Origin of the sequence: Pseudomonas sp. YQ_6, assembly GCF_043103245.1 — a bacterium.
In the GTDB taxonomy this organism is placed as follows: Bacteria; Pseudomonadota; Gammaproteobacteria; order Pseudomonadales; family Pseudomonadaceae; genus Aquipseudomonas; species Aquipseudomonas alloputida.
Genome location: NZ_JBICJR010000045.1, coordinates 147,641 through 160,221, shown reverse-complemented (window position 1 = coordinate 160,221; position 12,581 = coordinate 147,641). Strand labels below are relative to the sequence as shown.

At 60.3% G+C, this 12,581-nt stretch carries 13 protein-coding genes; 9 read left to right on the top strand and 4 right to left on the bottom strand.

The features are described from left to right. Window positions 1-29 precede the first annotated feature (29 nt). The gene (locus ACF8FG_RS14895; protein ID WP_014592267.1) at window positions 30-1,577 is read right to left on the bottom strand and encodes an AmpG family muropeptide MFS transporter; all 1,548 of its coding nucleotides are present in this window, start codon (window positions 1,575-1,577) and stop codon (window positions 30-32) included. A gap of 43 nt (window positions 1,578-1,620) precedes the next feature. Further along, on the bottom strand, window positions 1,621-1,974 hold the full coding sequence (locus tag ACF8FG_RS14890) for an MGMT family protein (protein WP_014592266.1): 354 nt from the start codon (window positions 1,972-1,974) through the stop codon (window positions 1,621-1,623). Window positions 1,975-2,138: 164 nt separating this feature from the next. Between ACF8FG_RS14890 and ACF8FG_RS14885 the strand changes: the two genes are divergently transcribed. From ACF8FG_RS14885 to groL, 5 genes are all read left to right on the top strand, one after another. Further along, entirely contained in the window at window positions 2,139-3,149 is a 1,011-nt protein-coding gene (locus ACF8FG_RS14885) for a DUF481 domain-containing protein (RefSeq protein WP_019437386.1), read from the top strand. 82 nt (window positions 3,150-3,231) lie between these two features. After that, complete coding sequence (locus tag ACF8FG_RS14880; protein ID WP_014592264.1) at window positions 3,232-3,963, top strand: HugZ family protein; 732 nt, start codon at window positions 3,232-3,234, stop codon at window positions 3,961-3,963. A 65-nt stretch (window positions 3,964-4,028) separates the two neighbouring features. Further along, window positions 4,029-4,490, top strand: coding sequence for an FxsA family protein (locus ACF8FG_RS14875; protein WP_014592263.1), 462 nt, complete (start codon window positions 4,029-4,031; stop codon window positions 4,488-4,490). 243 nt (window positions 4,491-4,733) lie between these two features. Continuing rightward, the gene (locus ACF8FG_RS14870) at window positions 4,734-5,027 is read left to right on the top strand and encodes a co-chaperone GroES (RefSeq protein WP_003251905.1); all 294 of its coding nucleotides are present in this window, start codon (window positions 4,734-4,736) and stop codon (window positions 5,025-5,027) included. Between the two features lie 48 nt (window positions 5,028-5,075). Continuing rightward, a complete protein-coding gene (groL, locus tag ACF8FG_RS14865; protein ID WP_003251907.1) occupies window positions 5,076-6,716 on the top strand; it encodes a chaperonin GroEL in 1,641 nt (546 codons plus the stop codon). Window positions 6,717-6,842: 126 nt separating this feature from the next. Here the strand turns inward: groL and pyk are convergent, their stop codons facing one another. Then, window positions 6,843-8,297 (bottom strand): pyruvate kinase, encoded by a 1,455-nt coding sequence (pyk, locus tag ACF8FG_RS14860; protein WP_003251912.1) that lies wholly within the window; start codon window positions 8,295-8,297, stop codon window positions 6,843-6,845. 180 nt (window positions 8,298-8,477) lie between these two features. Between pyk and ACF8FG_RS14855 the strand changes: the two genes are divergently transcribed. The 3 genes from ACF8FG_RS14855 to sbcB all read left to right on the top strand — a co-directional run bounded on the left by ACF8FG_RS14855 (window position 8,478) and on the right by sbcB (window position 10,838). After that, window positions 8,478-8,864 carry a hypothetical protein gene (locus ACF8FG_RS14855; protein ID WP_003251914.1) on the top strand — a complete coding sequence of 129 codons (387 nt, stop codon included), beginning with the start codon at window positions 8,478-8,480 and terminating at the stop codon, window positions 8,862-8,864. Window positions 8,865-8,987: 123 nt separating this feature from the next. Beyond that, on the top strand, window positions 8,988-9,347 hold the full coding sequence (locus ACF8FG_RS14850) for a PilZ domain-containing protein (protein WP_012053641.1): 360 nt from the start codon (window positions 8,988-8,990) through the stop codon (window positions 9,345-9,347). A 57-nt stretch (window positions 9,348-9,404) separates the two neighbouring features. After that, a complete protein-coding gene (sbcB, locus tag ACF8FG_RS14845) occupies window positions 9,405-10,838 on the top strand; it encodes an exodeoxyribonuclease I (protein ID WP_014592262.1) in 1,434 nt (477 codons plus the stop codon). 73 nt (window positions 10,839-10,911) lie between these two features. Here the strand turns inward: sbcB and mvaT are convergent, their stop codons facing one another. Continuing rightward, window positions 10,912-11,289 carry a histone-like nucleoid-structuring protein MvaT gene (gene mvaT / locus ACF8FG_RS14840; RefSeq protein WP_003251920.1) on the bottom strand — a complete coding sequence of 126 codons (378 nt, stop codon included), beginning with the start codon at window positions 11,287-11,289 and terminating at the stop codon, window positions 10,912-10,914. Window positions 11,290-11,573: 284 nt separating this feature from the next. Between mvaT and purU the strand changes: the two genes are divergently transcribed. Continuing rightward, window positions 11,574-12,425, top strand: coding sequence for a formyltetrahydrofolate deformylase (purU, locus tag ACF8FG_RS14835; protein ID WP_003251921.1), 852 nt, complete (start codon window positions 11,574-11,576; stop codon window positions 12,423-12,425). Window positions 12,426-12,581: the final 156 nt, after the last annotated feature.

Here is a 12,581-nt window from a genome sequence, read left to right as displayed (position 1 = left end):
GAAGAGGCCAGCACAGGCAATACAAAGCTTCAGGGCCGCTCAGCCACCGAGTGGTCGTCCGCCACCGGCGTCCCCCGCCCGGCTTCCTGATGCCACTGCAGGGCGATCAGGATCAGCGTAGGCACCCCCAGCAGCGCCGTGATCAGGAAGAAGTCGTGGTAGCCGAACTTCTCCACAATAACGCCCGAATACCCGCCGATCAGCCGCGGCAACAGCAGCATGATCGAACTGAGCAGCGCGTACTGGGTCGCCGAGAACTTCAGGTTGGTCAGGCTTGACAGGTAGGCGACAAAGGCCGAGGTAGCCATGCCGGAGCTGAAGTTGTCCAGTGAGATGGTCACCACCAGCATTTCCAGGTTCGGCCCCATGTCAGCCAGCATCAGGAACAGGATGTTGGTGCCGGCAGAGGCTACGCCGCCGATGAACAGGATGGGCATGATACCGAAGCGTACGATCAGCAGGCCGCCAACCCCGGCGCCGACCAGGGTCATGATCAGGCCGAAGATCTTGCTGACGCTGGCAATCTGGTCCTTGGTGAAGCCCATGTCGATATAGAACACGTTGGCCATCACCCCCATCACCGTGTCCGACATGCGATAGGTGGCGATCAGGCCCAACAGCAGCAGAGCCTGCCAGCGGTAGCGGGTGATGAAGTCGTTGATCGGGGTCAGCACGGGAGCCAGGCCGCGACGGCCGAGGCTCGACAGGCAGGCCCAGGACAGCAGCACGTAGAGGATCAGGCGCAGGAAGGCGCGGTCTTCCAGCAGCAGGTCGAGCGGCGTGGCATCACCGGAGATCACGCTGGACCAGCCGGTATTGAACATCTGGGTGAAGCTGGCAGGTACCGAGACCAGCAGGATGATGAGCACGAACACCGAGGCCATCTGGTGCACCAGCCCGTAGCGCGCTGCCGACAATTGGGTGCGCATGGGCACTGGTGGTTCGCGCATGACCAACGTGGTGAACAGGGCGGGCAGCATCATCACCCCGAACATCACGTACGTGCCGGCCCAGGCCTTGTGCAGGTAGCTGAAGCCGGTAGAGCCAAACCACTCGGCGAAGAACAGGGCACCGGCCGTGGCGAGCAAGGCAGCCACCCGGTAGCCGGCCATGTAGCTGGCAGCGAGCGCGGCCTGGCGCTGGTCGTCAGCGATTTCCAGGCGGTAGGCGTCGACAGCGATGTCCTGGGTAGCCGAGGCGAAGGCCACCAGCACGGCCATGGCGATCAGCCAGGAGAGATGCTGTTGCGGGTCGCACAGGCTCATGCCGACCAGCCCGATCACTACCAGCGCTTGCGACAACAGCAGCCACGAACGCCGGCGCCCGAGGCCGCCAAGCAGCGGCAAGCGCCATTGGTCGAGCAGCGGCGACCAGACCCACTTGAAGGCGTAGGCCAAGCCAATCAGGCTGGCATAACCGATGGTTTCACGGGCAACGCCGGCTTCGCGCAACCATACCGACAAGGTCGAGAACACCAGCATGTAGGGCAGGCCGGCGGCGAAACCGAGTAGCAAAAGTACCAATGTTGACGGGCTGGCATAGGCAGCAAGCGCAGCGCGCCAGGTTTTACGGGGCATGGGCCAACATCTGCCTCAAGTTTTCGAAAACAAAGCGCGCACTCTAACCGCTGTGCTCCATTGGGCGCCAGCCATGGCGCGTCATATCCACACGATTGTTGCTTACATTCACACCTTCCCCGCGTAACCGCGCCCGTTGTTCATCGCCCGACGGGGTGCCCAGCGCCAGGCTCAGCCGGCCGCCTGCACCGAGCACCCGGTGCCAAGGCAGGCGTGTGTCTGCGGGTAACTGCCCCAGGGTACGCCCCACCCAGCGCGCCGCACGGCCAAGCCCGGCCAGTTCGGCCAGTTGGCCATAACTCACCACCTTGCCGGGTGGCACTTGGCCCAGTACTGAATACAGCGCCGTTCGTCGGCCCTCGGCCGAATCAAGGGCATGCTCATATCCATCAGACATCTCGCCCGCCTTGGGCTGCAGATGAAACCGGACCGGTGGTCTGGTAAATGAGAGTTGAACTCAACGGCATACTCCCGGTCTGTCCTTGCTCTGGTCGTGGGTATCTGGATAATGCCCGGCTTTTTCGTCAAATCGAACCCATAGTCCGCAAACAAAGCCCGTTTATGAATTCTAGATCCTTGTTGTGCCTTCTTGCTGTTTCCCTGTGTGCCTCTCCGGTGTGGGCCGACACTGTGTGGATGAAGAACGGTGACCGGCTAAGTGGCAAGATCAAGGTATTCGACGGCGGCAAGCTGCTGCTTGAAACCCCTTATGGCGGGTCCATCGCCCTGGACTGGAAACAGGTTCAGACGCTGGAAAGCGACCAGGAGATGCTGGTCAAGCAGGACGCCTACAGCGGAGAGAAAGCCAAGTCGCTCAAGGCCGCCGAGCCAGGCAAGGTGACCTTGGCCAATGGCGAGACACCGAAGACGGTGGAGCTGGCCAGCATCGAGCAGATCATGAAGCCCAAGCCGCTGGTTGAGGATTTCGTGTGGAAAGGCAATGTCGACGTGGCACTGGACTACAAGCGCGCCGAGAACGACACCGACGATTATGACGTGGGCTTCAAGACCACTGCCCGCCATGGCCGTTGGCGGCACAACGCCGAGGGTGAGTACAACCGCGAGACCAAGGACGACGTCACCACCACCAACAACTGGAGCGCCGAGTACGCGCTGGACCGCTTCATTACCGATAAGTGGTTCTGGCAGGGGCGTGCGGAATACAAGCGCGATCACATCGAAGACCTGGCCCGCCAGCGCACCGTGGGTACCGGCCCGGGTTACCAGTTCTGGGACGATGAGCTGGGGGCGTTCTCGCTGGGCTCACTGATCAACCGCACTGATTTCGAGTATCGGGACGGCGGCAAGGATAATTTCTATTCTGCGGCCGTGAAGTGGGATTACACCCGCTATCTGATCGGCAAGAACGTGCAGCTGTTCACCAACGGCGAGTTCGCCAAGCCGCTGGGTGGCGTAGCAGACTATTCGCTGGATGCCGAGGTTGGTCTGCGCTACAAGGTCACCGAGTGGGCCTCGCTCAACCTCAAGGCGGAGAAGGATATCATCACCGGCACGCGTGAGAGTGACCTGGACAAGACACGCTATACCGCGGGCTTCGGCGTTACCTGGTAAGGCGTCTGGATGCAGGTCAGTGGCACAGGCAGCTGATAATGCTTATCTTGTCCCCAACCCGTCCGCCAGGAGCCGCCCTCAAGTGAGTACCAACGCCATTCGCCCCGCCCGGGAACTGCTGCTCAAGGAATACCGCGGCGTGCTTTCGACACATTCCAGGTCGATGCCTGGCTACCCCTTCGGGTCGGTCGTGCCGTACTGCCTGGACGCCCAGGGCAACCCGCTGATTCTGATCAGCCGTATTGCCCAGCATACCCACAACCTGCAGAAGGACCCCAAGTGTTCGCTGTTGGTGGGTGAGCGCGAGGCCGAGGATGTGCAGGCGGTAGGGCGCCTGACGGTGATGGCCGAAGCGCACAAGCTGGTCGACGAGGCCGCCATCGAGGCCGCCGCCGAACGCTATTACCGCTATTTCCCGGACGCGGCCAACTACCACAAGGCCCACGACTTCGATTTCTGGGTGCTGCAACCGGTGCGCCACCGCTACATCGGCGGCTTCGGTGCGATCCACTGGCTTGATCATGTGACCTTGGCCAACCCGTTCGCGGGCAAGGCCGAGGGGAGCATGATCGAACACATGAACAGCGATCACGCCAGTGCCATTGCCCACTACGTCGAATTGACCGGGTTGCCACAGCACGTACCGGCGCAGATGGTTGGGGTAGACAGCGAAGGCATGCACCTGCGCATCGGCCAGGGAGTGCACTGGTTGCCTTTCCCCACTACTTGCAACACGCCGACACAAGTCCGCGAGGCCTTGGTTTTGCTGGCTCGCGCCGACAATTGGCCGCTTGTGGTGCAAGCCGAGGGTTGAAATCTGGAGCGCAGGCATCCATTTGAGGTCTTATTGGAAGGTTATCTTCCGTCGAGGAACCCTTGATGCGTGCTTTTCTACTGCTGTTTCTGATTTTTCCTGTGCTGGAGCTGTTCGTCTTCGTGAAGGTCAGCGCGGCAATCGGTTTCTTCCCGGCGTTGCTGCTGATCATCGCCGGCTCCGCCCTGGGCGTACTGGTCATGCGGGTGGCCGGCCTGGCGACTGCATTGCGCGCCCGTGAAAGCCTGCAGCGCGGTGAATTGCCCGCCGAGGACATGTTCCAGGGCATGATGCTGGCCGTGGGTGGTGGCTTGTTGTTGCTGCCCGGCTTCATCAGCGACGTGCTGGGTGTGCTGTGCCTGCTGCCATTCACCCGCCGCATGGCGGCGCGCAAGATGCGCGAGCGTGCCGAGGCCCAGGCCATGCGCCAGCGTGCATTCCAGGATGACCCCTTCCAGGCGCAGCCGCGTGATGGCGGCCACCGCCCGAACGTGATCGAAGGTGAGTACGAGCGCCGCGACAAGTAAGAAGGACCGGGGCCGCAAAAGCGGCCCCGGTTTTTTTTGGCCTGATGAAAAATTTTCTATCTCGAGCCTTGTAATTGGATGTGGCGGCCTCATGTATGTGGTCACCGCAAGGTTTCTGGTGGCAACACCAGACATTACACAGGTGGTTCGCTCACAGCGGGCCACCCCCGGCAACGCCGGACAGCATCAAAACCGCCGGTGTCGAACCGGCCGATGAAAACCACAATTTGGGAGAGATCGACAATGAAACTTCGTCCTCTGCATGACCGCGTAGTCATCCGTCGCAGCGAAGAAGAATCGAAAACCGCTGGCGGTATCGTCCTGCCGGGTTCGGCCGCTGAAAAACCAAACCGCGGCGAAGTTGTAGCCGTCGGCACCGGTCGCGTCCTGGACAACGGCGAAGTTCGCGCGCTGGCCGTGAAAGTGGGTGACAAAGTGGTTTTCGGCCCGTACTCGGGCAGCAACACCGTGAAAGTCGATGGCGAAGACCTGCTGGTCATGGCCGAGAACGAAATCCTCGCCGTTGTCGAAGGCTGATTTCCCCGACTTCCCGTTACTCCAAAGTTTTTCAAGGATTAAACGATCATGGCTGCTAAAGACGTAAAATTTGGTGATTCCGCTCGTAAGAAAATGCTGGTTGGTGTCAACGTTCTGGCTGACGCGGTAAAAGCGACCCTGGGCCCGAAAGGCCGTAACGTGGTACTGGCCAAGAGCTTCGGCGCGCCGACCATCACCAAGGACGGCGTTTCCGTCGCCAAAGAAATCGAGCTGAAAGACGCTTTCGAAAACATGGGCGCCCAGCTGGTCAAGGAAGTTGCTTCCAAGGCCAACGACGCTGCCGGTGACGGCACCACCACCGCTACCGTTCTGGCTCAGGCCATCGTCAACGAGGGCCTGAAAGCCGTCGCTGCCGGCATGAACCCGATGGACCTGAAGCGCGGTATCGACAAGGCCACTGCTGCCGTCGTTGCCGAGCTGAAGAACCTGTCCAAGCCATGCGCCGACTCCAAGGCCATCGCCCAGGTAGGTACCATCTCTGCCAACTCCGACAACTCCATCGGTGAAATCATCGCCGAAGCCATGGAAAAAGTCGGTAAAGAAGGCGTGATCACCGTTGAAGAAGGCTCGGGCCTGGAAAACGAACTGTCCGTCGTAGAGGGCATGCAGTTCGACCGCGGCTACCTGTCGCCGTACTTCGTCAACAAGCCGGACACCATGGTTGCCGAGCTGGAAGGCCCGCTGCTGCTGCTGGTCGACAAGAAAATCTCCAACATCCGTGAGCTGCTGCCAGTTCTGGAAGCCGTTGCCAAGGCGGGCCGCCCACTGCTGATCGTTGCCGAAGACGTCGAAGGTGAAGCGCTGGCTACCCTGGTAGTCAACAACATGCGCGGCATCGTCAAGGTTGCTGCAGTCAAGGCTCCGGGCTTCGGCGATCGCCGCAAGGCCATGCTGCAGGACATCGCCGTCCTGACTGGCGGCCAGGTCATCTCCGAAGAAATCGGCCTGTCCCTGGAAACCGCTACCCTGGAGCACCTGGGTAACGCCAAGCGCGTCATCCTGTCCAAGGAAAACACCACCATCATCGACGGTGCTGGCGCTGACACCGAGATCGAAGCACGCGTCAAGCAGATCCGTGCCCAGATCGAGGAAACTTCCTCGGACTACGACCGTGAGAAGCTGCAAGAGCGTCTGGCCAAGCTGGCTGGCGGTGTTGCCGTGATCAAGGTGGGTGCCGGCACCGAAGTTGAAATGAAAGAGAAGAAAGCCCGCGTTGAAGACGCCCTGCACGCTACCCGTGCAGCCGTTGAAGAAGGCGTGGTGCCTGGCGGTGGTGTTGCCCTGGTTCGTGCCCTGGCGGCCATCGTCGACCTGAAAGGCGACAACGAAGACCAGAACGTCGGTATCGCGCTGCTGCGTCGCGCTGTTGAATCCCCGCTGCGCCAGATCACTGCCAACGCCGGTGATGAGCCAAGCGTGGTTGCTGACAAGGTCAAGCAAGGTTCGGGCAACTTCGGCTACAACGCCGCTACCGGTGAATACGGCGACATGATCGAGATGGGCATCCTGGACCCAGCCAAGGTTACTCGCTCGGCGCTGCAAGCTGCTGCTTCGATCGGCGGTCTGATGATCACCACCGAAGCCATGGTTGCCGACCTGCCGGAAGACAAGCCAGCTGCTGGCATGCCTGATATGGGCGGCATGGGTGGCATGGGCGGCATGATGTAAGCCAGCCTTACCACCTGCACCATCAAAAAGCCCCGGTTCGCGAGAACCGGGGCTTTTTGTTATTCCTGTCGGGCCATCTTCGCAGCACAAGGCTGCGCTTGAGCCTTGTGCTGTGAAAAGCGTGGATCAACCGACCAGCGGATCACCGACGTGCAGGATCTTCATGCCGTTGGTGCCACCGATAGTGTGGTAGCTGTCACCCTTGGTCAGGATCACCCAGTCACCTTGCTCCACCAAGCCACGTTTGAGCAGCTCGTCGACCGCCGCCTGGCTCACCTTGTCGGCCGGCAGCGCGGCCGGGTCGAAGGCAATCGGGTACACGCCACGGAACATCGAGGCGCGCGCCTGGGTGGCGCGGTGCGGCGACAGGGCGAAGATCGGTACATGCGAACGCAGGCGCGACATGATCAGCGGGGTGTAGCCGCTTTCGGTCAGAGCGATGATCGCCTTTACGCCCGGGAAGTGGTTGGCAGTGTACATGGCCGCCAAGGCGATGCTTTCGTCGCAGCGCTGGAAGGTGGTGTGCAGGCGATGGCTGGACTTCTGGCTGGTCGGGTGCTTTTCGGCACCCAGGCAGATGCGTGCCATGGCCTGGACAGCTTCGATCGGGTAGGAACCGGCGGCGCTTTCGGCCGACAGCATCACCGCATCGGTGTTGTCCAGCACGGCGTTGGCCACATCGGACACTTCCGCGCGGGTCGGCATCGGGTTCTGGATCATCGACTCCATCATCTGGGTCGCCACGATCACGGCCTTGTTGTTGCGGCGGGCGTGCTGGATGATCTTCTTCTGGATAGCGATCAGCTCGGCGTCGCCGATTTCCACGCCCAGGTCACCACGGGCAACCATCACAGCGTCGGAGGCGGCGATCAGCTTGTCGAGGGTCTCGTCATCGGCAACTGCTTCGGCGCGCTCAATCTTGGCCACCAGCCAGGCGCTGCCGCCGGCTTCATCACGCAGCTTGCGCGCGTATTCCATGTCGCTGGCGTCACGCGGGAAGGACACGGCCAGGTAGTCCAGGTCCATTTCCGCAGCCAGTTTGATGTCGGCCTTGTCTTTTTCGGTCAAGGCCGGTGCGGTCAGGCCACCACCCTTACGGTTGATGCCTTTGTGGTCCGACAGCGGGCCACCGATGATCACCACGCAGTGCAGGGCGTCTGCAGTGGCGGTTTCGACGCGCATGACCACGCGGCCATCGTCGAGCAGCAGTTCGTCACCAACGCCGCAGTCCTTGACCAGGTCGGGGTAGTCGATACCGACGATGTCCTGGTTGCCTTCGGTCAGCGGGTGGGCGGTGGAGAAGGTGAACTTGTCACCGATCTTCAGTTCGATGCGCTTGTTGGCGAACTTGGCGATGCGGATCTTCGGACCCTGCAGGTCGCCCAGCAGTGCAACATGGCGGCCGTTCTTGGCGGCGATGTCACGGATCAGGCGCGCGCGGGCCTTGTGCTCGTCCGGCGTGCCGTGGGAGAAGTTCAGACGTGCCACGTCCAGGCCGGCGAGGATCAGTTGTTCGATCACTTCCGGCGAGTTGCTGGCGGGGCCAAGGGTGGCGACGATTTTGGTGCGGCGGATGCTCATGCACAGACTCCTATAGTGAAGCGCAGCGAAAGGCTACTCCTGAATCTCGCTGTAGTCATTGTTCCGTTGCACTACCTGCAACCAAGGCAGGGTGGCATTTGAACGGGGCAGGGTATCCTTGCAAAAGGGTGTGAAGATTTGCAGGCAAACGCCGATACACTGGCATCAAAGGAGATCCCCATGCGAGCCCTGATCGTTTTAGCCCTGGCCGCCAGCGCCGTCGGCTGCACCCGCTGGTCCATGGACCACCACCTGAACAATGCCTACCGCGCCTACGACCGCGGCGATTGCGCACGGGTCATGCTCGAACTGTCGCAGGTTGATCGCACCAGCCGTGCTCGGCCGTTCATCCACCCCGAAGTGTCCCTGCTGCGCGGCCAGTGCCTGGAGCGTCAGGCGTTGTACGTGGACGCGGCGCAGACCTATCAGTACCTGATCCAGCAATACCCGGGCAACGAATATGCCTATCGCGCCCGAGCGCGCCTGCAGACCCTGGAAAAACTCGGCCATTTGCGCGGCGCAGAAACGGCCGTGGCCAACCCGGTGACGACCGTACCTTGGCGCTAACACAAAGGTGTGGTTTATTTCACAAGATTTGCTGCGCGCGCTGCGCTAATCTGTAACTCAGCTGTTACAACAACCGCCAGTACCTTGTATTCCTGGCATCAGGTACGGAATACACTCGCGATCATGTTCAACAAGCGCCACATCGAACGTCATCAATTACCTTGTGTCCTCAAGGTGTTCAATCGCTTTACCGGTCAGGAGATCGGTCAGCTAGGCAATGCCTCTGAAAATGGGTTGATGGTCATCAGCCAGCTGCCCGTGTTGGTCGGGCCCGATTACGAGCTGCAACTGCGTATGCCCCTGCCTGGCGGCGGGCACCAGTTCGTCAACCTCACTGCCAGTTGCCTGTGGTGCCGCGAGGACCAGACGCCTGGGCACTACGATTCGGGCTTCATGCTGCTGCAGTCTCCGCGCGAGTACGATGATTTCGTACGTTCGTTGCGCGACTATTTCAGTTTCCGCCCCGCCAACGCTCCCGTCTGAACGTTCATTTTTCAGAATCGCGCTAGAATCGGGTCGACCTCGATACAGGACGACCCCGTGACCTCCAGCATTTTCTGGCACGACTATGAAACCACCGGCATCAACCCGCGCTGCGATCGGCCGCTGCAGGTGGCCGGCCTGCGCACTGACTTCGACCTCAACGAAATCGACGAACCAATCAGCCTTTATTGCCGACCGTCGGACGACATCCTGCCGCACCCGGCGGCCTGCCTGGTGACAGGCATCACGCCGCAACTGCTGGCGGAGCAGGGCCTGTGCGAAGCCGAGTTCATGACTCGGGTGCATGCCCAGCTGGCGCAACCGGGCACCTGTGGTGCCGGCTACAACACCCTGCGCTTCGACGATGAAGTGACCCGCTACAGCCTTTACCGCAACTTTTTCGACCCCTATGCCCGTGAATGGCAGGGAGGCAATAGCCGCTGGGACCTGATCGACATTGTGCGCACCGCCTATGCCTTGCGCCCGGAAGGCATTCAATGGCCACAGCAGGACGGGCGCACCAGCCTGCGTCTGGAACTGCTGAGCAAGGCCAATGGCATTGACCACGGTCATGCCCACGAAGCGCTTTCCGACGTGCGGGCGACCATTGCCTTGGCTCGCCTGATTCGGCAGAAACAACCCAAGTTGTATGACTGGCTGTTTCAGCTGCGCAGCAAGCATAAAGTGATGGAGCAGATCCGTTTGTTGCAGCCACTGGTGCATATATCCGGGCGTTTTTCGGCGGCGCGCAATTACCTGGGGGTCGTATTGCCACTGGCCTGGCACCCGCGTAATCGCAATGCACTCATTGTCTGCGACCTGCATCAGGAAACCCTACCGTTACTGCGGGAAAGTGCTGAAGTTTTGCGTCAGCGCTTGTACACCCGGCATGATGAATTGGCCGAAGGTGAATTACCGGTACCGCTCAAATTGGTGCAGATCAATCGTTGCCCGGTAGTGGCACCGCTGTCGGTATTGCGCCCGGTCGATCAACAACGATTGGGCCTGGACTTGACGTTGTTACAATCGCGCGGCGAACAATTGGCCAATCAACAGGCGCAATGGCAAGAAAAGCTGGAGCACATCTATGGCAAGGACGAGTTCTCCCCGAGTGAGGACCCGGAACAGCAGTTGTATGAGGGTTTTATAGGTGACCGCGACCGGCGCTTATGCGAGCAAGTTCGGGCGCTGGAACCGGCGCAGTTGAGCCATGGCCACTGGATGTTCGATGATCCTCGTTTGCCGGAGCTGTTGTTCCGCTACCGGGCACGTAACTTCCCTGAAACCTTGACCGGCGAAGAGCGGCAACGTTGGTATGGCTTCTGCCAACAGCGCCTGAGCGATCCGCAGTGGGGGGCGCCGAATACCTTGGGCGACTTCGAAAAGGCGCGCCAGCAAGCCTGGGAGGGCGCCGACGAGGCAGGCAGGCGAGTGTTGGAGGCCTGGCAACTGCATGCTCGACAATTGCAGGAACACTATTCCATCGGCTGATGGCAGGTAAACAAAAACGCCGGCAATGTGCCGGCGTTTTTGTTGTGCGAAGCAATAGGGCGTATGCGGATAATCAGTCCAGCAGGGTTGCCCAGCTTTCAACCACGTCGCCGCCCCAAGTGGCTTTCCACTCTTTCAGGGTCTTGTGGTTGCCGCCTTTGGTTTCGATCACTTCACCGTTGTGCGGGTTCTTGTATTGCTTGACCTTGCGTGCGCGCTTGGTGGCGGTAGTCTTGACCGAACCACGTGGTGCCTTGCTCAGTTTCGACTCTGGATCGAGCAGGGCAATCACGTCGCGCAGCGACTTGGAGTACTCGCCCATCAGTGTGCGCAGTTTGCCTTCGAACTCCAGTTCTTTCTTCAGCTTGTCATCCTGCGACAGATTGGCCAGGCGGGCCTGAAGTTCCTTGATGGCTTCTTCGGTGGCGCGGTACTCGTTGATCAGGGACATGGAGTGTTCCTTAATGCGTGTTCAGAAATGTGTGGGGCAATAATAGACAGCCCATACTCGCAAGTAAACATAAGATTGGGCAATTAACTGTTAATTAAGCTGTGACAGCATTTCTCTACGTGAACAAAATTTTACATATGCCCCGTGCGTTTCCTCTTGTCTGTGAGGCAGCGCCCGTGTGGCGTTTTCGGGCTTGCATATGCCATCGCGGCAACGATCAATACTGCGTTTTTTCTGGCGGACCGCTAGAATAGGCGCCTTTGCGAAGTTCTGGAGTCTCATTCATGCGCACCTATCGTCTGGTGATCGCCTGCCCCGACCGTGTAGGCATCGTGGCGAAAGTCAGTAATTTCCTGGCCTTGTACAATGGCTGGATCAACGAAGCCAGCCACCACTCCGATGAGCAGAGCGGTTGGTTCTTCATGCGTCATGAAATCCGCGCTGAATCGCTGCCGTTCGGTATCGAAGCCTTCCGTGAGGCGTTTGCGCCGATCGCCGAAGAGTTCTCCATGACCTGGCGCATTACCGACTCGGCTCAGAAAAAACGCGTGGTATTGATGGCCAGCCGTGAGTCGCACTGCCTGGCAGACTTGCTGCACCGCTGGCACACCGATGAGCTGGACTGCGAGATCCCTTGCGTCATTTCCAACCACAACGACCTGCGCAGCATGGTCGAGTGGCACGGTATTCCATTCTTCCATGTACCGGTCGACCCCAAAGACAAGGCTCCGGCCTTTGCCGAGGTGTCGCGTCTGGTGCAGGAGCATGCGGCCGACGTCGTGGTGCTGGCCCGCTACATGCAGATCCTGCCGCCACAACTGTGCCGGGACTATGCCGAGAAGGTGATCAACATCCATCACAGCTTCCTGCCGTCGTTCGTCGGCGCCAAGCCATACCACCAGGCCGCCCTGCGTGGGGTGAAGCTGATCGGCGCGACGTGCCACTACGTCACCGAAGAGCTGGATGCCGGCCCGATCATCGAGCAGGATGTCGTGCGTGTCAGCCATGCCGACAGCATCGAGGACATGGTCCGCTTTGGCCGTGATGTGGAGAAGATGGTGTTGGCCCGTGGCCTGCGTTATCACCTGGAGGACCGTGTGCTGGTGCATGGTAACAAGACTGTGGTGTTCGACTGACACCGTCCGGCTTGCTGTGAGATTCCGGGCTGCTGTGCAGCCCTGTCGCGACAGGGGCGCAGAGCGCCCCGGCAATCTTGGGTGAAACGGCAATGACCAAGCAACGCAACAACCCCTTCGCCTCACCTCCACCGACTATTGGCGAAGGCTGCCTGG

Excerpts from the sequence above, each read along its gene's own strand:
- ACF8FG_RS14895 (WP_014592267.1), bottom strand. The coding sequence starts at position 1,577 with ATGCCCCGTAAAACCTGGCGCGCTGCGCTTGCTGCCTATGCCAGCCCG.
- ACF8FG_RS14890 (WP_014592266.1), bottom strand. The coding sequence starts at position 1,974 with ATGTCTGATGGATATGAGCATGCCCTTGATTCGGCCGAGGGCCGACGA.
- ACF8FG_RS14885 (WP_019437386.1), top strand. The coding sequence starts at position 2,139 with ATGAATTCTAGATCCTTGTTGTGCCTTCTTGCTGTTTCCCTGTGTGCC.
- ACF8FG_RS14875 (WP_014592263.1), top strand. The coding sequence starts at position 4,029 with ATGCGTGCTTTTCTACTGCTGTTTCTGATTTTTCCTGTGCTGGAGCTG.
- ACF8FG_RS14870 (WP_003251905.1), top strand. The coding sequence starts at position 4,734 with ATGAAACTTCGTCCTCTGCATGACCGCGTAGTCATCCGTCGCAGCGAA.
- groL (WP_003251907.1), top strand. The coding sequence starts at position 5,076 with ATGGCTGCTAAAGACGTAAAATTTGGTGATTCCGCTCGTAAGAAAATG.
- pyk (WP_003251912.1), bottom strand. The coding sequence starts at position 8,297 with ATGAGCATCCGCCGCACCAAAATCGTCGCCACCCTTGGCCCCGCCAGC.
- ACF8FG_RS14855 (WP_003251914.1), top strand. The coding sequence starts at position 8,478 with ATGCGAGCCCTGATCGTTTTAGCCCTGGCCGCCAGCGCCGTCGGCTGC.
- ACF8FG_RS14850 (WP_012053641.1), top strand. The coding sequence starts at position 8,988 with ATGTTCAACAAGCGCCACATCGAACGTCATCAATTACCTTGTGTCCTC.
- mvaT (WP_003251920.1), bottom strand. The coding sequence starts at position 11,289 with ATGTCCCTGATCAACGAGTACCGCGCCACCGAAGAAGCCATCAAGGAA.
- purU (WP_003251921.1), top strand. The coding sequence starts at position 11,574 with ATGCGCACCTATCGTCTGGTGATCGCCTGCCCCGACCGTGTAGGCATC.